The following is a 22,220-nucleotide window of genomic DNA, read 5'->3' as shown; positions in this document are numbered from 1 at the left end:
CGGCGCGCCGGGACCGCGCGCCGGGAGACCGCGGACGAACTCGGCACGACCGGACGCAAGCGGCGGTGACCTCCCGGACACCTCGTCCGCGGAGATCACCGCCGGTGCACCGCCAGATGCGGTCGATCAGTCGCCCTACGGCCTCCGGGTCCCCGGAGTCACTGGTAGCGGGCCGCCTCCGGCCGGACGACCAGGCGGACCCGGGTGAGGACGTCCGGAGGAAGCTGCCCGTCGAGCTCACGGCCGTACCGGGCGGCCAGGCGCCGGAAGAACTCGCCCCCGGTGTCCGGCACGATCCGGTGCACCCGGCCCCGGACCTCCAGGTAGCGGTACGGCTGCTCCGGGTCGTTGACCGACACGGAGACCCGGTCGTCCCGCCGGACGTTGGCGTACTTGACCCGGGTGGTGGACGTGCTGAACGACAACTCGCCGTCCTCCCACAGGAACCACATCGGGTTGACCTGCGGGGCGCCGTCCGCCCGGAGGGTGCCCAGATGGCAGAAGAGCGGCCGGGTCAGCAGGTCCTCGTGGCCGGCCGGCACCACCTGCCGGGCCATCAGGCGCCGCTGCCGGCGAGAGCGGGTACGGCCTCCAGATCCTCCGCCGAACGCAGGGCCACCGTCCGCATCCAGGGGCGGGCCCGCTCGGCCAGCTTCGTCAACGGCCCCGCGGGCGCCAGCTCGACGTGCAGCGTCCGTGCCGAGGAGTGCCGGGCGATGGACTCCGCGCAGAGGTCCCACCGGACGGCCGAGGTGAGCTGTGCGACCAGCCGCTGCCGGAGGTCGCCCGGTCCGGCGACGAGTGCGCCGTCACCGTTGCCCAGCATCGCCGAGTCCGGCGCCCGCCACGGCGCCCGGGCGACGGCGCGGGCGAACGGCTCCAGGGCCGGAGCCATCGCCTCGGTGTGGAAGGCCCCAGCCACCTCCAGCCGGACCACCCGCACGCCGGACGGCGGGTTCGCACCGAAGGCCTCGACCGCGGCCGAGGGACCGGCCGCCACGAACTGGTGGCTGCCGTTCCAGTTGGCCACGGACAGTCCCCCGGCCCGGATCGCGTCGACGATCGCCTCGTCCGCCGCGCCGTCCCGCTTGGACGGCATGCACGCCGCCATGCCGGTCGGGGCCGTCCCACACGCCGCCGACATGGCCTTCCCGCGTTCCCGGGCGAGGGCGACCGCCGCCCCCGGGGAGAGGTAGCCCGCACCGGCGGCCGCGGCCAGCTCGCCGACGGAGTGCCCGGCGTAGAGCACCCGGGCGGGGTCCACGTCCAGCCGGGCCCGCAGCCGCTCCAGCGACAGCAGCGCCGCCGCCGTGATCAGCGGCTGCGCGACGGCGGTGTCGGCCATCGCGGCGGCGTCACGGCCGGCCTCCAGCAGGTCGAGCCCGGCGGACTCGGACCACTCGGCGAGCAGCTCCCGGGCGTACGGTGCCGACGCCGACCAGGAGTCGAGCATCCCCGGCCGGTGCGCCCCCTGACCCGGCACGGTGATCACGTGGTCGTACATGGTGCCTCACTTTCGTTGGACGGCAGGTCAGTCGGCGCTGCTTGCCGCGGCGAGGGAGTCCGGGGGCCGGCTCAGGGTGATCGCGCGCTCCACGGTGAGCACGGGCTGCCCGTCACCGGTGCGGGAGACCCCGGAGAACACCGCGGTGTCCTCGTGCGCGTCGAGCAGCCGGACCGAGTGCACGAGGAGTTCGCCCGCCCGGACCGATCCCTCGAAGCGGAGGTTGCGGGCCGACCCGAACACCAGCAGCCGGTCTCGCGAACCCTCCTCGGCGTCGAGCACGGCCAGCAGCCCGCACGCCTGGAGGAAGGACTCCAGCACCAGGGTCGAGGGGAGCCGGGCCGGTCGGGCCGATCCGGCGTGACCGCCGAGTTCGTGCTGGGACACGGCCTTGACGGCGGTCAGCTCGCCCGGCGCGTGGGCGAGGATCCGGTCGACGTGGAGCGCCGGGTGCCCGTACGGCAGCAGGTCGGCCGGGTCCGGGTACTCGGTCATGACGTGCACCTCCAGGTCGCGGCGATCCGGGCACACCGTCGGCCGTCGACGGTGCAGGTCGTCGCGGTCGACAGCAGCGGGCGCTCTCCGGTGACCCGCGTGTCGAACAGCACCTCCTCCCCCGCCAGGACCGGCAGGCTGAACCGGGCCGACTCGACGGAGAGCAGTTCGATTCCCCCGGGTGCGCCGTCCAGGTGGAGTTCGAGCATCTGCTGCACGCCCTCGATCAGGAACACTCCGGGGTAGACCGTCAGCGACGGGAAGTGCCCGGCCAGGTAGGGGTCGTCGGCGCGCACTCGCTTGCGCCCGAGGAACCCGCCCTCCCGCACCTCGACCGCGTCCACCGCGGACAGCGGCAACTGCCGTGCGGCGGTCACCTCTTGCCGTCCTGGCGGCGCAGTAGCACCAGCACGGCCACCACCGACAGCGCGGCGAGCACCACCGAGATCCACATCACCTGGTGGAACGCCGAGGCGTGCGCCGAGGCGAGGGTGGGGACCTGGTCCGGGTGCTGCGCGAAGAGCTGCTTGACGTCGCCCGCGGCCAACTCGTCCGCCGCCTTGGCGGCGTTCAGGTCCGAGGGCAGGGACGCGTCCGCGAGCCGGGTGTTGACGAACGACGCGACCAGGGCGACGACGACCACGGAGGCGAGGGACTCCGCGGCGAGCCGGATGGTGTTGAACATCCCCGCCGCCATGCCCGCCGAGGTGTTCGGCACGGAGCCGACCGCCGCGCCGTCCATGACGCCGTTGAGCACCCCGACCCCGGCGCCGGTGACGGCCAGCGGGACCGCCAGCGCCCACAGCGCGCTGTCGCCCTCGACGAAGGTCAGCCCGAACGCGCCGAGGCCGATCAAGGTGAGGCCGCCGACCAGGATCAGCCGCAGCGGCACGCCCGCGGCGCTCAGCCGGCCGGACACCATCGGCACCAGGAAGATGGGCACGGTCAGCAGCAGGATCCGCAGGCCGGCCGCCCCGTTGCCCAGCCCGCTCACGCTGAACAGGAAGGCGGGGAGCAGCAGGAGCAGGCCGATGAAGCCGAACGCGAACTCGATGTTGACCAGGTTCACCGTGAGGAACTGGCGGTCGGCGAAGAGGCCCAGCTCGAACATCGGGTTGCTCGTGCGCCGCTCGTGGAGGACGAACAGGACGAAGGTCAGCACCGCGCCCGCGAACAGGGCGATGGTGCGCACGTCCGCCCACCCCGACTGCGGGCCCTCGATCGTGCCGATCGTGAGCAGCAGCAGCGCGGCGGTGAACAGGCCCGCCCCGAGGAAGTCGAAGCGGTTGCCGCCCTTGCTGCGGGACTCGGTCAGCACCAGGGAACCGAGCAGTCCCGCCGCCACGATCAGCGCGTGGAACCCGAACACCGCGCGCCAGTTCAGGAGTTGTGCGATGAAGCCGCTGATGGTCGGCCCGAGCGCGAGCCCGGCGCCGATCACCACACCGACCAGCCCGAAGGCCTTGGCCCGGGCCGGGCCGTCGAACGCGTTGGCCACGATGGCGGTCATCGACGTCACGATGGCGCCGGCCCCGATCCCGGCGGCGGCCCTGGCCACGTCGATCACCAGGGTGCTCTGGGCCAGGACGGTGACCAGCAGGGAGACCAGGTACATCCCGGCGCCGAGGCGGAAGACCCGGCGCCTGCCGTACTGGTCGGCGAGCACGCCGGTGGCGAGCATGGTGCTCGCCGCGGCCACGTTGTAGGCGTTGACCACCCATTGGAGCGGGGCCAGGCCACCGCCCAGGTCGGTGCCGATCCCCGGTAGCAGGAGCGGCGTGCCGCTGACTCCGAGGGGCACGATCACGACTGCCACCGCGGCCACCGCGAGCACCGACCAGGACGGTGTGCGGCGTTCGCGGGTGTCGGCGGTGCCCGTGTGGATGACGGACTCCGTGCTGGTCACTGTTGGACTTCCTGTCTGTGAGGTCTTGGCCTACGCGGCGAGCGAGCCCGCGAACGAGGCGATGGCACGCACGAGGGAGTTGGCGGGCAGGTCGGCGAAGAGGACGTCGTGGTGGCTCAGGGCCTTGTCCTCGACGAGGTCGAGACGGCTGATGGCCGACATCTGGGCGAGTTCCTTCGCGGCCTCCAGCGAGGAGCCGTTGGTGAACGCGGAGGCGTAGGCCAGTACCGGGACGTCGATCTCCTCGGCGTGCAGGCCGCGCAGGCCGAGCAGCTCGGTGATCTCGTTCGGCCGCAGCGGGTCCGCGGCGATCAGGTCGAGCAGGGTGCGGTTCAGCGTGTGCCACTGGAACCCGCCCGCGCCGAGCGCGTGGGCGTGGGCGACGACACCGAGCCGGGTCGGGCCGTCCTGCACCCAGGCGCCGCCCTCGAAGCGCCCGGCCGTCACGCCGTAGCCCGGCTTGGCGTTGCCCAGGTTGACCAGGGCGGCGAAGACCTCGTGGTTGGTGGCCGAGGCCGGCACGGGGTACCGCTCCGGCAGGCGGGCGGCCAGCGGCGAGACGGCGGTGGGCTGCTCCAGCACCGCCCGGGCCGCCAGCTTGTAGAACAGCGCGGCGGTCTCCGGCGGGCCGTCGAAGCCGAGGGTGGCCGACGTCGAGGTGTCGGTCTCGAACACGCCGCCCGAGCGGATGCCGGCCAGCCAGCCCTGTGCGGTGGCGAGGTCGATGCCGAACTCCATGCCGGCGCCGCGGAAGGCGTTGAGCGCACCGCCGTCGACCAGGATCAGGCCGTCGATGCTCCGGTGGCCGCCGACTCCGTCGAAGTCCCAGGTCGCGTAGTGCACGGCCTCGGCGGAACCCACGGAGTGCCCCGCGAGCAGGACCTTGCGCCCGCCCTCGGCGGCCGCGGCGACCGCCACCCGGATGTCGTCGACCAGGACCTGCAGCCCCCACTCGGCGTACTCGCCGAACCGGGCCGCGTCCGGGCGCCGGTAGCCGCCGTCGAGGTAGTAGGCCACGGCCTGGTCCAGGGGCGCCTCGGCCCGGGAGGTATCGGCGAGGAACACCTCGCGCCGGTCCATGGCCCAGAACTGCAGGTCGGGCGCGACCGCGGCGACACTGCGGCCCAGGGCGGTGAAGCCGGCGGCCGTGCCCTCCTTGCCGCCGAGGAACAGCACGACCGTGGAGGCGTGCGGGTTGCCGATCTTCAGGAGGCCGATCGAGGCGTCCGTGCCGGCCCCCTTCGACACGGGGAGGGTCACGTACTCCTCGCGCCAGGGGCGGAACGAGGTGGTCAGGGCTGCGTCCATGACTGGGGATTCCTTTCGGTGGTTCTTCGCGTCTTCGGTTGCCGCGGGCGGGGCGGGCGGGCGGGTCACACGCCCATCCCGATGCCGCCCCCGATGGGGATCGAGGCCCCGGTGATGAACCCGGCCTCGTCGGAGACCAGGAAGCCGACCAGAGCGGCCACTTCCTCGGGTGTTCCGGTGCGGCGCAGCGGGGTCTGGGAGACCACCTGGTCGCGCCGGCGGTCCGTCAGACCGGCGATCATCTCGGTCTCGATGAGGCCGGGCAGGACGGCGTTGGCCGTGATGCGCGCCCGCCCCAGTTCCCAGGCGAGGGAGCGGGTCAGGCCGATCAGCCCACTCTTGGAGGCGGAGTAGCTGGTCTGCCCCGGCGAGCCCCACAGGCCCATGACCGAGGAGACGAACACGATCCGGCCCCACTTGTTCGACATCATGTCGGACACGGCCTCGCGGACGACGTTGAAGGCGCCCGTGAGGTTGGTGTCCAGCACGCCGGCCACGTCGTCGGCGTTCTGGGTGATCAGCAGCCCGTCCTGGGTGATGCCCGCGCTGCTGACGACGATGTCGATCTCGCCGAGCACCTCCCGGGCCTCGCGGACCGCCGAGGCCACCGACTCGGGGTCGCGGACGTCGCAGTGGACGAACGAGACGCCGTCCACCTCGGGGCGGCTGCTGCGGTAGGTGCCGACCACGCGGTACCCGCGCTCGGCCAGGTCCCTGGCGATGGCCTCACCGATGCCCCGGTTGGCCCCGGTGACAAATGCCGATCGCGAGCTCATCGCGACACTCCTTCACAGATCGCCGCGGAACCGCTGATCATCGAGTCGATGAGCGCGATCGCGGATGTGGTCGCGTCCCCGCCGGAGAGCACGCCGCCCCAGCCCGCCCGCTGGGCGCCTGCGACGTTGCCCGGCAGGTCGTCGACCAGGACGTTGAACCGGGGGGCCAGGCCCGAACGGGCCTCGGCGAGACGGAATATCCGGGTTTCGGGTTTGCGCGTGCCGACGTCGCAGGACAGCACGACGTCGTCGAAGCCGTCCGCGACGGCGGGGAAGGCGGCCAGGTGCCCCCGCCACTCGACCGGCAGGTTGGACATCAGCCCGACGAAGGCGCCGGCCGCCCGCCACTTCCGCAGGGCCGCCACCCAGTCCTCGTCGAGCCGCCGGTCGCTCCACCACCGGGTGGCGAAGTCGGACAGGTCGGCGGAGACGTCGAAGCGGCTGAGCAGCTCGCGCTCGATCTCCCCGGTCCAGCGGCGCTCGTCGAGGACGCCGGAGTCGAGCACCGCCATTCCGTCCGGGCAGCCGTGGCGCTCGCCGATCGCGCGCAGGCACTGGGTGATCTGCGCGGGGGTGAAGTCCGTGCCCTCGCAGAACCGTCGCACCCCCTCGGCCAGTGGGGGGGTGAGGACGCCGCGGAAGTCGCTCCAGATCGCGATCCGGGTCATGACCGCCTCGCCATCGACGTCAGCTCGAACCACATCCCGGTGACGACGCGGTCGTCCTGCCGGCAGCTGACCTCGACGTGGTTGCCGGACCTGCGGGCGCCGACAGTGGTCCGGGTGTCGAGTTCGGCGAACCCGGGGAACTCCGCACGGCAGCCGCTGATGATCCAGTCCACCGGACGGTCGGTGCACGCCAGGGCGAGCTGGCGGCCCGCCTCGATGAGCACCATCGCGGGGTAGTGGTCGTAGTCGTGGTCGAACAGGCTGGTGTTGGCCAGGTCCGCGTCGAGCAGCGCGGTGGCCCCGTCGGCGGTCCGCTCCAGCGCGGCCAGCACGACGTTGGCCGTCTGCGTCCGGCCGACCCGGGCGGGCTCGGCGATGTCCCGGTGGCGCCGGAAGGCGGCCCGCATCGTCGCGGTGGTCGGTGCCGCGGAACCGTTGCGCTGGTAGGCGCGCAGGTCCGCGTACCGCCCCTTGGGCACCCCCTGGACGGCCATCCGCGAGTTCAGCACGGGCTCGTTCGAGCCGCTGACGACGGCCTCCTGCGAGTAGACGATCTGCTTCGGCGAGCCGTCGGCGCGCAGCCTCATCTGCTCCATGGAGGTGGTGATCACCAGCTCCTTGGTGGAGTTCACCAGGGTGTCGACGTTGCCCAGCCGGATGTCGATGGAGTTGAAGAACGCCGCGACCCCGAGCGGAACGCCCTCGAAGCGGTGCGCCGCGCTGATCGCCGCTTGTCTGCACGCCTCGGTCATCAGCAGCAGGTCGAGCCTGTGCCGACCGTGGTGGTCCAGGTAGTAGGAGCTGATGTCGGTGGTGACCGTCGTGGTGCGGTACCGGTGTTCGGCGCCCCAGCTCGGCGGGGAGACCAGGATCTCCCGCGGGTTCGCGCGGTGCACCAGCTCCTGGGTGATGCGGTTGACGGCCGTGGTCATCGGGTGCTGTCCCCCCTGTCGCGAGCGGTCTCCGGTGCGATTTCGGCCACGATCCCGTCCGGGCGCACGACGCAGGTGACGCGCCGGCTGATGCCCAGGGCGGACCGCAGGGCCGGGCCGGTCAGTGACACGACGTCGAGCCCGGCCCGCTGGGCGACCGACTGCCGGACCTTGCTGTGGCGGCCCGCCGTACCCGCGGGGTCGAACTCGATGGCGATCGGCTCGGTCAACGACAGGAGGTCGTGCAGGCGCGTCCCGCCGGCGGTGTCCGTGGGAATCGCGACGTTCGGCAGCCTGGCGTGGCTGCGGAGCACGCCGACGGCCTTCGGACGGCCCTGCCCGGGGCCCGGGTTGAACCGCTGGGCGATCTGGGTCTGGCGGGGGATGACCACGCGGTCGAGCAGTCCGGTGCGCTCGGCGCCGTACAGCACCGCGTCCCGCAGGCGGCGGCGCAGCCCGCGCACGCCCCACAGCCGGGTCTGGAGGTCGGTGTCGCGCAGGACGTTCTCGACGACCTGGTGGCGTTCGTCCGCCCACTGGGTGAAGACCCGGCCGGACTCCGCCGCGGACCGCGGGTTCCGGCAGATCGCGCCGAGGCGCCACGCGAGGCCGGTCGCGTCCTCCACGCCGGTGTTGATCCCCTGCCCGCCCGCCGGGCTGTGCGCGTGGGCGGCGTCCCCGACCAGGAACACCCTGTCCCGCCAGACGTGTTCGGCGGCCTTGCGGTGGATCCGGAACCGGCCGGCCACGTGACCGTCGAGGAACCGGACCGGGACTGGCGACCGCTGGTCCACCACGCGCGCCACCGTGTCGACCAGCGCCTCGCCCTCCGGGATCTCGCGGGGGGCGCTGATGAAGGCGCGCCACTGCTCGTTCGGGAGCGGCACCATGACGAGCACACCGGTGTCGGTCATGAAGTAGTGCGCGGAGTCGGTGGAGAGCTCGGTGTCGCAGGGACCGTCCGAGAGGAGGAAGGTCTGTTCGTAGGTCTGGCCCACGAACTCGACGCCGATCGCCGAGCGGACGGAGCTGTGGACCCCGTCCGCCCCGATCACCCAGTCGTACGTCTCCTCCTGCGCGGCACCGGTGTCGAGGTCGGTCAGCGTCGTGGTCACCGTGTCCGCGTCCTGCCGCAGCGCGGTCAGTTCGGTGTGGGTGCGGATCGAGCCGCCGAGCTCGGACAGGCGATCCCGCAGGACTCGCTCGGTGGTGTGCTGCGGGATGGCCAGTGCGTACGGGTACTTGGTGTGCCGCAGCCTGCGGAAGGTCATGCTGGCGACGCGGGTGCCGTTGGAGTGGTAGTGCTGGCCGGTGAGTCGGTGGCCCTCGGCCACCAACCGCTCGGCGACGCCCAGGCGTTCGAAGCTCTCCAGCGCGCGGGGCCACAGCACCACGGCCTTCGGGTGGGTGTGCGGGGCGGCGGCCTTGTCGACCACGGTCACCGGCAGCCCCTGGAGGCGCAGGGAGACCGCCGCGGACAGACCGACCGGGCCGGCGCCCACGATCAGGATCCGCGGGCTCATGTCCCGGCCCCGATCCGCAGGACGGCCGCACCGACGGCGCCGGAGATGTCGATCCCCGTGATCAGCGCCGTGTCGCCGGGCCGTCCGACCGCCAGGGCGGCCGCGACCTGGAGGGCCCCGGTGGCGCTGCCGCACTCACCGAGCGCCTCGCGCACGTCCACCCGCCCGGCGGTGAACCCGGCCAGTGCGGCCTGCTCGGCCGCGGCCAGCACCGTCCCCTCCGAACCGGGCAGGACGAGGTCGACGGCGGTGCCCTCCACCCCGGCCTGCCGGAGCACTCCGGTGACCACCCGGCGCAGGGCGTCGCTGTACCCGGCGGCCGAGCGATCGGGGGCGAAGCCCACCGCGCACGCCGGTACGGTCGCCAGCGCGGGAGCCTCGCTGAGCCCCTCGGGCTCCAGTGCGAACACCGCGGCGGCCTCGCTGACCGGCACGGTCTCGTGCACGATCTTCTTCGACCGGATGCCCCAGGCCGTGTGCGGGGACAGCTCCTCCACCCCGCCCACCAGCATCCGCTGCCCGTGGCCGCGGCTGATCAGCCGCGCCGCGTACTGCAGTGCCGAGACGGCGCTGAGGTTGCCGTTGGCCAGGGTGGAGTTGGGGCCGCTGAACCGGTGCCAGATCGCGATCTGGCTCGCGCAGCAGTTCATCGTGGTGTTGGGGAACTGGGCCGGGTTGACCAGGTCGATGCCGGCCCCCTCGATCACCCGGGAGTCCAGTTCGATGCTGCTGCGGAGGCTGCCCACCATGCTGCCCATCGCGACCCCGGTGGAGAGCCAGGAGTCGTCGGTGATTCCGGCCCGCTCGGTCAGCGAGCCCTTGAGCCTGGCGCTGACCGCCAGTCCGAGAGCGGTGGTGCGGTCGATGTTCTTCGTGCCCTTCTTGGGCACGAAGTCGGTGATCTCGAAGGAGGGAACGGCCGAGACGCGGCCGGGAATCCCGACGTAGTCACCGGCGTCCGCCTCCGGCGGCGGGTTCTGCGGCAGTCCCTCGGCCGCGGGCGCGTTCAGGCGCTCCCGCAGCGCGTCCATGCCGAGGCCGGCGACGGACAGGACGGAGATGTCGGTGATCCGAGGTGCACTGGTCCGGCTCATCACACCGACTCCCCCGTCGCGGCGGCCACGGGGCGATCCGTGACGGCGCCGAATATCGTGATCGCGTTGTTCCCGCCGAAGGCGAAACCGTGGTTCTGGGCGACCTTCACGTCCGCGCTCCGCGCCTTCCCGGCGACGAAGTCGATGCCGGGTCCGAGCTCGGGATCGACCTCGGTGAGGTTGATCGTCGGCGGCAGGAAGGAATCCTCGATCGCCTTGCAGCAGGCGATGGCACCGAATCCGCTCGCCGCGCCCATGGTGTGCCCCAGCATCGACTTGATGGAGCTCATCGGCGGGTGCGCGTCACCGAAGACGCTGCGCGTCGCGGTGACTTCGGTGACGTCGTTGGTCGGCGTGCCCGTGCCGTGGGCGGAGATGTAGTCGACGCTGCCCGCATCGATCCCGGAGTGCGCGTGGGCCTTCCGGATGCAGTCCGCGATGCTGTCCGCGTCCGGGTGCACGATGTGGTGCGCGTCGCAGGACAGCCCGTACCCGAGGAGTTCGGCGTAGATGTGGGCGCCGCGGTTGGTGGCGTGCTCCAGTTCCTCCAGCATGAGCACCGCACCGCCCTCGGCCGTGACGATGCCGGTCCGGTTGCGGTCGAACGGCCTTCCCACCCCGTCGGCGATGGCGCCGAGGCTGAGGAACCCCGCATGGGTGAAGCGGTTGACGCTGTCGGCGCCGCCCGCGAACATGACGTCCGCCTCGCCCGAAGCGATCTTGTCGCCGGCGCTGCCGATGGCGTAGTTGGCCGCCGAACAGGCCGTGGGAATCGTCATCGTCTCGCCGTGGAGGCCGAGTTCGACCGAGACGGCGGCGGCTATGTTGCCGGCGGGTAACTGGCTGACCAGGCCGGCGTCCATGAGGCCGGGGCCGTGGTCCAGCCAGTGGCCGGTCAGGGTGTCGACCGTGGGGGCCTCCCCGTTAGTCGTCCCGATGATCGCCCCGGTCGCCAGCCGCAGCTCCTCGGTCAACTCGATGCCCGAGTCCTGCGCGGCCAGCCGCGCCGCGGCCGCCGCGATCTGCGCGGTCCGGCCCCACTCGTCCGGGTCGATCGTGCGGACGATCGATTCCGGTACGAAGTCGTGCACTTCGCCGCCCAGGTGGCTGCTGAAGTCACTGCTGTCGAAGGAGCGGATCTCCGAGATCCCGCTCCGGCCGTTCTTGATTCCTTCGGTGAAACTCTCGACGCCGGTGCCGATGCTGCTGACGCAGCCGATTCCGGTGACGACCACCCGACGAGTCCTAGCCTTCATTGACGGCCTCCTCGGCGGCACGCAGCTGGATGATCCGCCGGATGATCTCGTCCACGGTGCGCAGCTCCCCGACCTCTTCCCGGGGCAGGCGGATCGCCAGTTCCTTGTTCACCCTCGCGAGGACCTGGATCAGGCCGAGCGAGTCCGCCTCGTAGTCGTCGATCAGGTTCGCGGTCAGGTCGACCTCGTCGGGCTCGACATCGAGTTCGAGTTCGTCGACGACGATCTCCAGAGTGACCTGCTTGATCGTCTCGTCGCTGAGCTTGGTTTCCACTTGCGCCTCCATGACTGGATATGGGCAGCCGAAACAACCGGCAATGCCGCTCAAGGTTTGGTGGGGCGTCGTTCCGGCCTCGACGGACGGCCTCTTCACGGTCCGTCAGGCCCGGCTTCCGGTATCACCGTCGACCCGGAAGGGGATTGCCCCTGGACACCGATTTCCGGCGGGGTCCCCGTGCTGGACGGAGGACCTCCTCGCGCCTATGCGCGGTGCGGCCGACCGGGCCGGCTGTCAGGGGCTCGATCCGCCCCGGTCCGGCGGCGATCGGTTCCCGCGGGCACGACTCCGCCCGCGCCATCAGCCGCTGACGCCCACCTGCGGTTGCTACCCACGTCTTCGCTCACCCCCGTAGCGACGGTCAGCCCCATGTGGGGGTGACTCCCACAAGGGTTATACACCCAGAAGGTAATCGCTGCCTAGTGGGGGTCAAACCCATGCGGGTGCTGCTACCTTCCGCTTATGACGAGCAAATCCCCTCAGAAGCACCAGCCGGAGTCGCTACGCGACATCAAGAAGGCCGAGGTCAAGGAGCAGATCCTCCGCTCGGCGCGCGAACTCGGCGCCACCTTCGGCTACGACGCGACCACCGTCGCGCAGATCTGCCGCCACGCCCGCGTGGGCACCAGCACCTTCTTCCGGTACTTCCCGGAGAAGCAGGGGGTGTTCCTGGCCCCCGAAGTCGAGCTGTGGGACCGGTACCTGGAGGAGCTGTCCCCCGAGGCCTCGACCATGGCGGACCTCAACGACCCGCTCGAACACGTGCTGTCGACCGCGGGCGAACAGTGGGCCGACGACTTCGCCGCGTCCCTCGACCTCGCCGCCGGGAGCATGACGCTGGCCAAGCACAGCTTCGACCACTGCGTCGAGATGGAGCTCACCATCCTCGGCAGGGTCGTCGCGAACGGCGCCCAGGACAGCCTGGTGACCCACATGCGGGTCGGGGTCTTCCTGGCCTCGTGGCGCATCGCCCAGAGTCGCTGGCGCGAGGCCGGCGACCGCACCATCGACTCACTGGCGGCGATCAGGCGGGAGGCGTTCGACCTGGTGAAGCACCTCGGGGCCGACCCGCAGTCGGCCTGATCCCCCTCACGGACCGATCCGGACCGGGCAGGGCCGACCAGTAGCTGGGGTGGTCATGGGGTGGACGGCTACATCCACCCCATGGGCTACGTGGGTCAACCACATAGTCCCGGGGGGCGCGGGGTTCCTACCTTGTGGCGACGTCGTCCCCGTCCGGTTCTGGGAGGAGCGGTGGCCATGGAGGGCTCTGCACGTGGTTCGGCGGTGAGCGGCTCACTCCCACGAGTGGTGGCTGCGAGCCTGATCGGTACGACCATTGAGTGGTACGACTACTTCTTGTACGGAACGGCTGCGGCCCTCGTCTTCGGGAAGCTGTTCTTCCCCAACTCCGATCCGCTGACCGGGACGCTGCTGTCGTTCCTGACCTATGCGATCGGCTTCGCCGCGCGGCCGATCGGGGCCCTGGTGTTCGGGCACTTCGGGGACCGGGTCGGACGGAAGAAGCTGCTGGTGGTGAGCCTGCTGCTGATGGGCGGGTCGACCACCGCGATCGGGCTGCTGCCCACGTACGACTCGGTCGGGGTGGCGGCGCCGGTGCTGCTGACGGCGCTGCGCCTGGTGCAGGGCTTCGCGCTCGGCGGCGAGTGGGGCGGCGCGGTGCTGCTGGTGTCGGAGCACGGGGACCAGCGGCGGCGGGGGTTCTGGGCCTCCTGGCCGCAGGGCGGGGCGCCGGCCGGGAACCTGCTGGCGGCGGGCGTGCTGTCGCTGATGACGTCGGTGCAGTCCGAGAGCGCGTTCCTGGCGTGGGGGTGGCGGGTGCCGTTCCTGCTGTCGGCGGTGCTGGTCGGGGTCGGGATGTGGATCCGGCTGGCGGTGGACGAATCCCCGCTGTTCCAGCGGGCGTTGGCGGCGCGGCAGGGCAGAGCGGAGCAGAAGCCGCCGCTGGTGGGGGTGTTGCGGCACCACTGGCGGGAGGTGCTGGTGGCCATGGGCGCGCGGATGGCGGAGAACATCTCGTACTACGTGATGACGACCTTCGTGCTGACCTATGCCGTCACCCACGCGCACTTCGACAAGCAGAGCGCCCTGAACGCCGTACTCATCGCCTCCGCCGTCCAGTTCGCGCTGATCCCGCTGTTCGGGGCGCTCTCGGACCGGGTCGGGCGCAAGCCGGTGTACCTGGTCGGCGCGGCCGGGGTCGGGGTGTGGGCGTTCGTGTTCTTCGGGATGGTCGACACCGGGTCCTTCGGGACGCTGGTGCTGGCGGTGACCGTCGGGCTGGTGTTCCACAGCGCGATGTACGCGCCGCAGGCGGCCTTCTTCTCCGAGCTGTTCGCGACCCGGATGCGCTACTCGGGGGCCTCGATCGGCGCCCAGTTCGCCTCGGTGGCGGCCGGCGCACCCGCGCCGCTGATCGCGACCGCCCTACTCAAGGACTACGGCAGCGCCACGCCGATCTCGGTGTACGTGGCCGCCGCGGCGGCCCTCACGGTGCTGGCGGTGCTGTGCGGGCGGGAGACCAGGGGGCAGGACCTCGCGGAGGTCGAGGAACGGTCGGCGGAGGGCCTGCCGGCGGACGGCGGCACGGTCGGAAAGCCTGCTGTCACCTGACGGTCGAGCCGATAGCATCGCGATTTCCCGGAAGCGACGCCTCCGATCCGAGGAGCGGCCTCCCGGGAGCGACTTCTCGGCACCGACGGAACCGACGCCGATTGGCGGCCCGCACCATGAACCACGCGCCATGAACCAGCCCGACGAGAGCGCCGCGCCCGCACTGCGACGGCTGCTCGACCTGCTCGCCTCCGGCGCCGCCACCGAGGACTTCGCCGAGGTGCTGGCCGACGCCCGCCGTCGCGGGGCGTCGGCCGGCGTCCTCGCCGAGATCGACGACGCCACCTGGCAGGCCCTGCGGGTGCACCGGACCCTGCGCCAACACCGGCGCCGCGAGGCCGAGTTGACGGCCCTGTTCGACACCGCCGGGGACCTCGCCGCCTCCCGGGACCTGGACACCGTGCTGCAGGCGATCGTCCGCCGGGCCCGGATGCTGCTCGGCACCGACACCGCGTACCTGACCCTGCCGGACGAGGCCGCTGGCGACACCTACATGCGCGTCACCGACGGCTCGGTCTCCGTCCTGTTCCAGACCCTGCGGCTCAGCCTCGGCGACGGCCTGGGCGGGCTGGTCGCCCAGACCGCCCGCCCGTACGCGACCCCCGACTACCGCACCGACGAGCGCTTCCACCACACCGGCACGATCGACGCCGGGGTGCTGGACGAGGGCCTGGTGGCGATCATCGGGGTGCCGCTGCTGCTCGGCGGGCAGGTCATCGGCGTCCTGTTCGCCGCCGACCGCTCCCCGCGCGCCTTCTCCCCCGACGAGGTCGCGCTGCTCTGCACCCTGGCCGCGCACGCCGCGATCGCCCTGGACACCGCCAAGTCACTGGCCGACACCCGGGCCGCGCTCGCCGAGCTCAACACCGCCAACGAGCTGGTCCGGGCCCACTCCGCCGCCGTCCAGCGCGCCGAGCAGGCACACGACCGGCTCACCGACCTGGTGCTGCGCGGCGCCGAGGTGCCGGACGTGGCCGCCGCCGTCGCCCACCTGCTGGACGGGGAGATAGCCGTCCTGGACGCCGAGGGCGAACCGCTGGCCGGGCGGCCCGCCCCCGCCGCCGAACTGGCCAGGGCGGTGGCCGCCTCCCGGGCCGAGGGCCGCTCCGTACGGCACGGCGAGCTGTGGGTGTGCGCGGTGCTGGCCGGGCACGACACCCTGGGCACCCTGGTGCTGCGCGGCCGACCCGGCCTCGACGACGCCGACCGGCGGCTGTTCGAGCGGGCCGGCGTGGTGACCGCGCTGCTCCTGCTGCTGCGCCGATCGGTCGCGGAGACCGAGAACCGGGTCCGCGGCGAACTGCTCACCGACCTGCTCACCGCCCCCGAACGCGACCCGGCCGGGCTCACCGCGCGCGGCCGTCGGCTCGGCGTCGACCTCGCCCGGCCGCACCTGGTGCTGGTCGCGGAACCCGCCGACCGCGACGGAGACGACCGGGGGCGGCTGGCGGGCGCGGCCCGGCGGTACCTGTTCGGCTCCCGCGGCGTCAGCGCCGAGCACGGCGAGGCGGTGGTGCTGCTGGTGCCCGTCGGACCGGGCGACGCCGACGAACCGGAGCAGGACGCCGGGTCGACCGCCCGGCGCGCCGCCGAACGGCTGGCCCGGCTGGCGGGCTTCCCGGTCACCGTCGGGGCCGGCCACCCCGTCGCCGGCCCCGTCGCGCTGGCCGCCTCGTACGGCGAGGGCCTGCGCTGCGTGCGCGCCCTGCGGGTGCTCGGCCGCGCCGGGGAGGGCGCCTCGGCCCGGGCGCTCGGCTTCCTCGGGGTGCTGCTCGGCGACGGCCACGACGTGGACGGCTTCGTCGGCTCCGCGCTCGGCCCGCTGCTGGCCTACGACGCCCGGCGCGGCACCGAGCTAGTGCGCACCCTGCGCGCCTACTTCGACTGCGGCGGCAGCCTCACCCGGGCCAAGGACGAGCTGCACGTCCACGTGAACACCGTGGTGCAGCGGCTGGACCGGGTCGAGGCACTGCTCGGGCGGGACTGGAACCAGCCGGAGCGGTCGCTGGAGCTCCAGCTGGCCCTGCGCCTGCAGCTGCTCGCCGGGGAGCGGCCGGGCTGAGCGGGGCGGCTGAACGGGGCGGCTGAACGGGCTCGGGTGCGGCTGAATGGGGGACACGGCCGTGGGCGTACAGTGGCCAGGTTGGTCTCGAACGCCTGGCAAGGAGCGGCAGCGGTGAACGAGCGGAGCGAGCGAACAATCGGCCGGGGCGCGTTTCGCGGAGCGACCGCCGAGCGAAGCGAGGTGGGCGCATGAGCGAGAAGGTGCGTTTCGTTCGCTTGGGCACGGGCGAGCGCCTCGTCCCGTACGAGGAGGCGTGGGAGGAGCAGCAGCGCCTGCACGCGCTGCGGGTCGCGGACGAGATCCCGGACACCGTGCTGCTGCTGGAGCACCCGCCCGTCTACACCATGGGCAAGCGCACCAACCCGGCCGACCTTCCGCTGGACGGCACCCCGGTGGTCGAGGTCAACCGGGGCGGCGAGATCACCTGGCACGGCCCCGGCCAGCTGGTCGGCTACCCGATCATCAAGCTGCCCGACCCGATCGACGTGATCGCCTACGTCCGCCGGCTGGAGGAGGCGCTGATCCGCGCCGCCGCCGACTTCGGCATCGAGACCACCCGGGTCGAGGGCCGCAGCGGGGTCTGGGTGCTCGGCGAGAACATCCCGGACGCCGTGGTGGACCCGGCCGAGGTGGTGGACATCGGCAAGCTGACTCTGCGGCTGGGCCTGCCACTGGGCATCGACCCGCGGCTGGCCGGGCCCGAGTACGCTCCCTCCAACGCCGGGCAGCGCGGCGGCGACCGCAAGCTCGCGGCGATCGGCGTACGGGTCGCCCGCGGGGTGACCATGCACGGCTTCGCGATCAACTGCGACCCGGACATGACGTACTTCGACAAGATCGTGCCCTGCGGCATCCGGGACGCGGGCGTCGCCTCGCTGGCCGGTGAGCTGGGGCGCGACGTCCCGGTGAGCGAGGCACTGCCCTCGGTCGAGCGCCACCTCAGGGACGTCCTGGCCGAGCTGCCGGAGCCGGCGCTCAGCCGCTGAAACCCGCCGCAATCCTTCCCGCTCGACGGGAATCACTGGGAATCTACCGGCCGGTAGCCGCGTTGCCCTGCGATTGCCGGGCGACAGGCCCGGCGAAGGCCGTACAACCACAGGCGTACCCTGGGGGTACCCCGTCTAGTTCTAGGAGTCGCACGTGTCCGCTGTCGCGCCCGACGGCAGGAAGCTGCTCCGCCTGGAGGTCCGCAACAGCGAGACCCCCATCGAGCGGAAGCCCGAGTGGATCAAGACCCGCGCGAAGATGGGCCCGGAGTACAACGCCCTCCAGTCGCTGGTGAAGAAGGAGGGACTGCACACGGTCTGCCAGGAGGCCGGCTGTCCCAACATCTTCGAGTGCTGGGAGGACCGCGAGGCGACCTTCCTCATCGGCGGCGACCAGTGCACCCGCCGCTGCGACTTCTGCCAGATCGACACCGGCAAGCCCGCCGAGTTCGACCGCGACGAACCGCGCCGGGTCGCCGAGTCCATCGTCACCATGGACCTCAACTACGCCACCATCACCGGCGTCGCACGCGACGACCTGGAGGACGGCGGCGCCTGGCTGTACGCCGAGACCGTGCGCCAGGTGCACGCGATGACCGCCGAGCGCGCCGGCGGCCGCACCGGCGTCGAGCTGCTCATCCCCGACTTCAACGCGGTGCCCGAGCAGCTTGCCGAGGTCTTCTCCTCCCGTCCCGAGGTGCTCGCGCACAACGTCGAGACCGTCCCGCGCATCTTCAAGCGGATCCGCCCGGCCTTCCGCTACGAGCGCTCGCTGGACGTCATCACCCAGGCCCGCGCGGCCGGGCTGGTCACCAAGTCCAACCTGATCCTGGGCATGGGCGAGACCCGCGAGGAGATCAGCCAGGCGCTGGCCGACCTGGTCGGGGCCGGCTGCGAGCTGATCACCATCACCCAGTACCTGCGGCCCTCGCTGCGCCACCACCCGGTCGAGCGCTGGGTGAAGCCGCAGGAGTTCGTCGAGCTCCAGGAGGAGGCCGAGGAGCTGGGCTTCGCGGGTGTCATGTCGGGGCCGCTGGTGCGCTCGTCGTACCGGGCCGGCCGGCTGTACCGGCAGGCACTGGAGCGGCGCGAGCAGGCCGCGGTCTGACGGCGGGAGTTCGAAGGCCGACCCGTCGGTCGGTTTCGCGCCGTGTCGGCCATTGGAAGGGCGGAGCTGCGGCTCCGCCCTTCTGGCTTTCACCACGCTTTGACTGGCTGGTCACGGGCTGGTAACACGGGGTGGGGACGATGGACGCGCAGTAGGCGTTCGATTCTTCTCAGCCACGGCTCGGCCACGCCTCGGCCGCGCCTCAGCCAGGCGGCCACCACGGTCGCAAGAGGAGCTGTTCGGGATGCAGATGATGCAGGTGCGGATCCGCTCGGTGGGGGCGGCGCTGCGGTTCGCCGAGAGTGTCCTGCTGGCGCCCGGCCAGCGGCACGCGCGCCGCAACGCCTGGGCTGCGGTGTGCGAGAACCGCGCGTACGCGGCCGACCGCCGGCACGGCGCGCTCGGGGCCTCGAACCCGGCGGGGAGCACGGGCGCACGGTCAGTGCGGCAGTGAGGCCCTGACGTCGCTCTGCGCGACGGCGGACGGGCGCACGGGTCACGGTTCGGGCGAACGGGTACCCGGGCTTGGATATCCCGCACCCGCGCCACGTACCATGAGCGTTATGGCGAGGGAAACATCCGAGAACCCCGGGCGACTGAAGCAGATCCGCCTGGCGTACACCATGACCAAGAAGGTCGACACCAAGATCGGCCTGATCATCGCCGGCGTCGGCCTGCTGACCTTCGGCGTGTTCCTCGCCATCGGCTTCGCGATCGACCACCCCATCTACCTGGGCATCCTGGGCTTCATCGTGGCCGTCCTGGCCATGGCGATCGTCTTCGGGCGCCGGGCCGAGCGCGCCGCGTTCGGGCAGATGGAGGGGCAGCCGGGTGCCGTGGCCGCGGTGCTGAACAACATCCGGCGCGGCTGGAGCTCCAGCTCCACCCCGGTCGCGGTCACCCGCAACCAGGACGCGGTCTACCGTGCCGTGGGCCGGGCCGGCATCGCGCTGATCGGCGAGGGCAACCCGAACCGGGTGCGTCAGCTGCTGGCCTCCGAGAAGAAGAAGATGGCCCGTGTGGTCGGCGACGTGCCGGTGCACGACATCGTGGTGGGCAACGGCGAGGGCGAGATCCCGCTGAAGAAGCTCCAGATCCACCTGATGCGCCTGCCCCGCTCGATCACCGCCGCCCAGGTCACCGAGACCAACGACCGTCTGCGCGCGCTGGGCGACCTGCTCTCCAAGGCGCCGATCCCCAAGGGCCCGATGCCCAAGGGCGCCCGGATGCCCAAGGGCGGCCAGGCCCGCTGACCCTCCCCTCCCCTGACGACGACGGCCCCGCTCCGGAAGCTTCCGGAGCGGGGCCGTTCCACGTCGTGCGGCGGGTGACGCCCGCCGGATCCGTTCGGCGCTAGATCCGGACCTCGACGGTGCCGACCGCCTTGTCGTGCAGGCCGCGGGTGTCGCGGTCCCACACCAGCGGCGGCACCACCAGGCAGAGCAGCAGGGTGCGCAGCAGGACCTGCGGGATGGTCGCGCGGCGCCCGTCCAGGCGGACCACCCGGAGGCCGAACAGCCGCTTGCCGAGGGTCGTGCCGGTGGTGGAGAGCAGGAGCACCGCGACCAGGAAGAACAGCGGGAGGGTCCACAGGTTGGCCTCGGCCGGGTCGCCCTTGGCGAGCAGGCCGAACGAGACCAGCGAGACCAGCCAGCCGTCCACGAACAGGGCGCCGATCCGTCGGCCGGGGCCGGCGATCGAGCCGGGGCCCTCCTTGGGCAGCCCGAGGCGTTCGCCGCGGTGGCCGAAGTCGGCGCCCATCTTCTCGGCGGCGGCCTTGGGGCCGTCGATCCACGATCCCAACGCTTCTCTGGTGTCCACGAATCCACACTAACCGGGCTCACGCCGCGCCCCGGCACCGGCTCCCTCCCGGCGGGGCGCGACCGGAGGACCGGCCGGGGGCCGTGCGGGGCCGCCCGGCGGCTGCCGGGGGCGCGTCCACGACCGGGTGAATCCCGCGCGCCGGACTCACCAAGTGGTCCAGACCACTTCCGCGACGGCCCCCAGGCGGGCGGGGCGATTTGCCCCGTCCCGTACGTCTTTGCCGCCCGTTCGGCGGTCGTGGTTAACATCTAGGAAACGAGCGGGTCACCGGCTGGAAACGACCCATTCCTAGGGTGAGCCCAATTCGCACGCCGAGGAGGATGGATGTTCAACAACGCCGCCGAAGTGAAGCAGTACATTCAGGACAACGACGTGAAGTTCGTCGACGTCCGCTTCTGCGACCTGCCGGGCGTCATGCAGCACTTCTCCGTACCTGCGGCGACCTTCGATCCGTCCGAGACCCTGATGTTCGACGGTTCGTCGATCCGCGGCTTCCAGGCCATCCACGAGTCCGACATGGCCCTGGTGCCGGACCTCGCCACCGCCCGCCTCGACCCCTTCCGGGCCGAGAAGCACCTCAACATCAACTTCTTCATCCAGGACCCGGTCACCGGCGAGGCCTACAGCCGCGACCCGCGCAACGTCGCCAAGAAGGCCGAGGCCTACCTCGCCTCCTCCGGCATCGCCGACACCGCCTTCTTCGGGCCCGAGGCCGAGTTCTACGTCTTCGACTCGGCGCGGTTCGAGACCAGCGCCAACGCGTCCTTCTACCACATCGACTCGGAGGCGGGCGCCTGGAACTCCGGCGCCGCCGAGGGCGACGTGCGCGGCTACAAGGTCAAGTACAAGGGCGGCTACTTCCCCACCCCGCCGGTCGACCACTTCGCCGACCTGCGCGCCGAGATGTCCCTGGAGCTGGCCAAGTCCGGCCTGGAGGTCGAGCGCCAGCACCACGAGGTCGGCACGGCCGGCCAGGCCGAGATCAACTACAAGTTCAACACCCTGCTGCACGCCGCCGACGACCTGATGCTGTTCAAGTACATCATCAAGAACGTCGCCTGGCGCAACGGCAAGACGGCCACCTTCATGCCCAAGCCGATCTTCGGCGACAACGGCTCCGGGATGCACGTCCACCAGTCGCTGTGGAGCGAGGGCTCGCCCCTCTTCTACGACGAGCAGGGCTACGCCGGCCTCTCCGACACCGCCCGCTACTACATCGGCGGCCTGCTCCGGCACGCCCCCTCGCTGCTGGCCTTCACCAACCCCTCGGTGAACTCCTACCACCGCCTCGTCCCGGGCTTCGAGGCGCCCGTCAACCTGGTCTACTCCCAGCGCAACCGCTCGGCCGCCATCCGCATCCCGATCACCGGTTCCAACGCCAAGGCCAAGCGCATCGAGTTCCGCGCCCCGGACCCGTCCTCCAACCCGTACCTGGCCTTCTCCGCCATGCTGATGGCCGGCCTCGACGGCATCCGCAACAAGATCGAGCCGCTGGAGCCCGTCGACAAGGACCTCTACGAGCTCGCTCCCGAGGAGCACGCCAACGTCCCCCAGGTGCCCTCCTCCCTCCCCGCCGTCCTGGAGGCCCTCGAAGCCGACCACGAGTACCTCCTCGCCGGCAACGTCTTCACCCCGGACCTGATCGAGACCTGGATCGACTTCAAGCGCACCAACGAGATCGCCCCGATCGCCCTCCGCCCCCACCCCCACGAGTTCGAGCTCTACTACGACCTGTAGAGGCCGCAGCCCGTCGCAGTCGTGGGGCCCCCCCAAAGCCCGCCCCCCGGGGGGGGCCCCGGGGGCGGGGCCGGAAAACGGGTTGTTGGGGGGGGGGGGTTGGGGGGTGGGGTCGGCCTGCTTGGGG

The 22,220-nt window shown here is 71.9% G+C and carries 22 protein-coding genes; 8 read left to right on the top strand and 14 right to left on the bottom strand.

The window, feature by feature from the left end; genetic code table 11:
- Window positions 1–158: 158 nt before the first annotated feature.
- The 13 genes from ACFV1W_RS11580 to ACFV1W_RS11520 all read right to left on the bottom strand — a co-directional run bounded on the left by ACFV1W_RS11580 (window position 159) and on the right by ACFV1W_RS11520 (window position 11,736).
- A complete protein-coding gene (locus tag ACFV1W_RS11580) occupies window positions 159–557 on the bottom strand; it encodes a PPOX class F420-dependent oxidoreductase (protein WP_380415382.1) in 399 nt (132 codons plus the stop codon).
- The gene (locus ACFV1W_RS11575) at window positions 557–1,504 is read right to left on the bottom strand and encodes an ACP S-malonyltransferase (RefSeq protein WP_380415380.1); all 948 of its coding nucleotides are present in this window, start codon (window positions 1,502–1,504) and stop codon (window positions 557–559) included. The genes ACFV1W_RS11580 and ACFV1W_RS11575 overlap by 1 nt, the downstream gene beginning before the upstream one ends.
- Window positions 1,505–1,531: 27 nt before the next feature.
- On the bottom strand, window positions 1,532–1,999 hold the full coding sequence (locus ACFV1W_RS11570; protein ID WP_380415378.1) for a 3-hydroxyacyl-ACP dehydratase FabZ family protein: 468 nt from the start codon (window positions 1,997–1,999) through the stop codon (window positions 1,532–1,534).
- Window positions 1,996–2,376: a 3-hydroxyacyl-ACP dehydratase FabZ family protein gene (locus ACFV1W_RS11565; RefSeq protein ID WP_380415376.1), complete on the bottom strand. Its 381-nt coding sequence runs from the start codon at window positions 2,374–2,376 to the stop codon at window positions 1,996–1,998. Before ACFV1W_RS11565 ends, ACFV1W_RS11570 begins: the two co-directional genes overlap by 4 nt.
- Entirely contained in the window at window positions 2,373–3,905 is a 1,533-nt protein-coding gene (locus ACFV1W_RS11560) for an MFS transporter (RefSeq protein WP_380415374.1), read from the bottom strand. Before ACFV1W_RS11560 ends, ACFV1W_RS11565 begins: the two co-directional genes overlap by 4 nt.
- A 30-nt stretch (window positions 3,906–3,935) precedes the next feature.
- Window positions 3,936–5,213 carry a hypothetical protein gene (locus tag ACFV1W_RS11555; RefSeq protein ID WP_380415372.1) on the bottom strand — a complete coding sequence of 426 codons (1,278 nt, stop codon included), beginning with the start codon at window positions 5,211–5,213 and terminating at the stop codon, window positions 3,936–3,938.
- Window positions 5,214–5,278: 65 nt separating this feature from the next.
- Entirely contained in the window at window positions 5,279–5,989 is a 711-nt protein-coding gene (gene fabG, locus ACFV1W_RS11550) for a 3-oxoacyl-ACP reductase FabG (RefSeq protein WP_380415370.1), read from the bottom strand.
- Entirely contained in the window at window positions 5,986–6,657 is a 672-nt protein-coding gene (locus ACFV1W_RS11545) for an HAD-IA family hydrolase (RefSeq protein ID WP_380415368.1), read from the bottom strand. Before ACFV1W_RS11545 ends, fabG begins: the two co-directional genes overlap by 4 nt.
- Window positions 6,654–7,589, bottom strand: a complete 936-nt coding sequence (locus tag ACFV1W_RS11540) for an AfsA-related hotdog domain-containing protein (protein WP_380415366.1) — start codon at window positions 7,587–7,589, stop codon at window positions 6,654–6,656. The genes ACFV1W_RS11545 and ACFV1W_RS11540 overlap by 4 nt, the downstream gene beginning before the upstream one ends.
- On the bottom strand, window positions 7,586–9,112 hold the full coding sequence (locus ACFV1W_RS11535; RefSeq protein ID WP_380415365.1) for an FAD-dependent oxidoreductase: 1,527 nt from the start codon (window positions 9,110–9,112) through the stop codon (window positions 7,586–7,588). Before ACFV1W_RS11535 ends, ACFV1W_RS11540 begins: the two co-directional genes overlap by 4 nt.
- The gene (locus tag ACFV1W_RS11530) at window positions 9,109–10,206 is read right to left on the bottom strand and encodes a beta-ketoacyl synthase N-terminal-like domain-containing protein (RefSeq protein WP_380415363.1); all 1,098 of its coding nucleotides are present in this window, start codon (window positions 10,204–10,206) and stop codon (window positions 9,109–9,111) included. The genes ACFV1W_RS11535 and ACFV1W_RS11530 overlap by 4 nt, the downstream gene beginning before the upstream one ends.
- Entirely contained in the window at window positions 10,206–11,462 is a 1,257-nt protein-coding gene (locus ACFV1W_RS11525; RefSeq protein ID WP_380415361.1) for a beta-ketoacyl-[acyl-carrier-protein] synthase family protein, read from the bottom strand. The genes ACFV1W_RS11530 and ACFV1W_RS11525 overlap by 1 nt, the downstream gene beginning before the upstream one ends.
- The gene (locus ACFV1W_RS11520) at window positions 11,452–11,736 is read right to left on the bottom strand and encodes an acyl carrier protein (protein ID WP_380415359.1); all 285 of its coding nucleotides are present in this window, start codon (window positions 11,734–11,736) and stop codon (window positions 11,452–11,454) included. The genes ACFV1W_RS11525 and ACFV1W_RS11520 overlap by 11 nt, the downstream gene beginning before the upstream one ends.
- 465 nt (window positions 11,737–12,201) lie before the next feature.
- On the opposite strand from ACFV1W_RS11520, the gene ACFV1W_RS11515 reads away from it, so the two are divergent.
- From ACFV1W_RS11515 to ACFV1W_RS11485, 7 genes are all read left to right on the top strand, one after another.
- Window positions 12,202–12,822 (top strand): TetR/AcrR family transcriptional regulator, encoded by a 621-nt coding sequence (locus tag ACFV1W_RS11515; RefSeq protein WP_380415357.1) that lies wholly within the window; start codon window positions 12,202–12,204, stop codon window positions 12,820–12,822.
- 177 nt (window positions 12,823–12,999) lie between these two features.
- A complete protein-coding gene (locus ACFV1W_RS11510; RefSeq protein WP_380415355.1) occupies window positions 13,000–14,373 on the top strand; it encodes an MFS transporter in 1,374 nt (457 codons plus the stop codon).
- A gap of 130 nt (window positions 14,374–14,503) precedes the next feature.
- Window positions 14,504–16,435, top strand: coding sequence for a helix-turn-helix domain-containing protein (locus ACFV1W_RS11505; protein ID WP_380415353.1), 1,932 nt, complete (start codon window positions 14,504–14,506; stop codon window positions 16,433–16,435).
- 191 nt (window positions 16,436–16,626) lie between these two features.
- Window positions 16,627–17,424, top strand: coding sequence for a lipoyl(octanoyl) transferase LipB (gene lipB / locus ACFV1W_RS11500; protein WP_380415351.1), 798 nt, complete (start codon window positions 16,627–16,629; stop codon window positions 17,422–17,424).
- 154 nt (window positions 17,425–17,578) lie between these two features.
- Window positions 17,579–18,532 carry a lipoyl synthase gene (gene lipA / locus ACFV1W_RS11495; RefSeq protein ID WP_033348089.1) on the top strand — a complete coding sequence of 318 codons (954 nt, stop codon included), beginning with the start codon at window positions 17,579–17,581 and terminating at the stop codon, window positions 18,530–18,532.
- A 244-nt stretch (window positions 18,533–18,776) separates the two neighbouring features.
- Entirely contained in the window at window positions 18,777–18,986 is a 210-nt protein-coding gene (locus ACFV1W_RS11490; RefSeq protein ID WP_380415349.1) for a hypothetical protein, read from the top strand.
- Between the two features lie 100 nt (window positions 18,987–19,086).
- Window positions 19,087–19,785, top strand: coding sequence for a DUF4191 domain-containing protein (locus ACFV1W_RS11485; protein WP_380415347.1), 699 nt, complete (start codon window positions 19,087–19,089; stop codon window positions 19,783–19,785).
- 100 nt (window positions 19,786–19,885) lie between these two features.
- On the opposite strand, the gene ACFV1W_RS11480 is transcribed toward ACFV1W_RS11485, so the two are convergent.
- Window positions 19,886–20,353: an RDD family protein gene (locus tag ACFV1W_RS11480; protein WP_380415345.1), complete on the bottom strand. Its 468-nt coding sequence runs from the start codon at window positions 20,351–20,353 to the stop codon at window positions 19,886–19,888.
- 327 nt (window positions 20,354–20,680) lie between these two features.
- On the opposite strand from ACFV1W_RS11480, the gene glnA reads away from it, so the two are divergent.
- On the top strand, window positions 20,681–22,093 hold the full coding sequence (gene glnA / locus ACFV1W_RS11475; protein ID WP_030282683.1) for a type I glutamate--ammonia ligase: 1,413 nt from the start codon (window positions 20,681–20,683) through the stop codon (window positions 22,091–22,093).
- Window positions 22,094–22,220: the final 127 nt, after the last annotated feature.

The sequence above is a fragment of the Kitasatospora sp. NPDC059648 genome (assembly GCF_042734825.1).
Taxonomy (GTDB): domain Bacteria; phylum Actinomycetota; class Actinomycetes; order Streptomycetales; family Streptomycetaceae; genus Kitasatospora.
Note: the sequence above shows the minus strand (reverse complement) of the source record. Positions and strands in the feature narration are given on the sequence as shown.

Coding starts and splice junctions, on each gene's coding strand:
- ACFV1W_RS11580 (WP_380415382.1), bottom strand. CDS start 557: ATGGCCCGGCAGGTGGTGCCGGCCGGCCACGAGGACCTGCTGACCCGG.
- ACFV1W_RS11575 (WP_380415380.1), bottom strand. CDS start 1,504: ATGTACGACCACGTGATCACCGTGCCGGGTCAGGGGGCGCACCGGCCG.
- ACFV1W_RS11570 (WP_380415378.1), bottom strand. CDS start 1,999: ATGACCGAGTACCCGGACCCGGCCGACCTGCTGCCGTACGGGCACCCG.
- ACFV1W_RS11555 (WP_380415372.1), bottom strand. CDS start 5,213: ATGGACGCAGCCCTGACCACCTCGTTCCGCCCCTGGCGCGAGGAGTAC.
- fabG (WP_380415370.1), bottom strand. CDS start 5,989: ATGAGCTCGCGATCGGCATTTGTCACCGGGGCCAACCGGGGCATCGGT.
- ACFV1W_RS11545 (WP_380415368.1), bottom strand. CDS start 6,657: ATGACCCGGATCGCGATCTGGAGCGACTTCCGCGGCGTCCTCACCCCC.
- ACFV1W_RS11540 (WP_380415366.1), bottom strand. CDS start 7,589: ATGACCACGGCCGTCAACCGCATCACCCAGGAGCTGGTGCACCGCGCG.
- ACFV1W_RS11535 (WP_380415365.1), bottom strand. CDS start 9,112: ATGAGCCCGCGGATCCTGATCGTGGGCGCCGGCCCGGTCGGTCTGTCC.
- ACFV1W_RS11530 (WP_380415363.1), bottom strand. CDS start 10,206: ATGAGCCGGACCAGTGCACCTCGGATCACCGACATCTCCGTCCTGTCC.
- ACFV1W_RS11525 (WP_380415361.1), bottom strand. CDS start 11,462: ATGAAGGCTAGGACTCGTCGGGTGGTCGTCACCGGAATCGGCTGCGTC.
- ACFV1W_RS11515 (WP_380415357.1), top strand. CDS start 12,202: ATGACGAGCAAATCCCCTCAGAAGCACCAGCCGGAGTCGCTACGCGAC.
- ACFV1W_RS11510 (WP_380415355.1), top strand. CDS start 13,000: ATGGAGGGCTCTGCACGTGGTTCGGCGGTGAGCGGCTCACTCCCACGA.
- ACFV1W_RS11505 (WP_380415353.1), top strand. CDS start 14,504: ATGAACCAGCCCGACGAGAGCGCCGCGCCCGCACTGCGACGGCTGCTC.
- lipB (WP_380415351.1), top strand. CDS start 16,627: ATGAGCGAGAAGGTGCGTTTCGTTCGCTTGGGCACGGGCGAGCGCCTC.
- ACFV1W_RS11490 (WP_380415349.1), top strand. CDS start 18,777: ATGCAGATGATGCAGGTGCGGATCCGCTCGGTGGGGGCGGCGCTGCGG.
- ACFV1W_RS11485 (WP_380415347.1), top strand. CDS start 19,087: ATGAGCGTTATGGCGAGGGAAACATCCGAGAACCCCGGGCGACTGAAG.
- glnA (WP_030282683.1), top strand. CDS start 20,681: ATGTTCAACAACGCCGCCGAAGTGAAGCAGTACATTCAGGACAACGAC.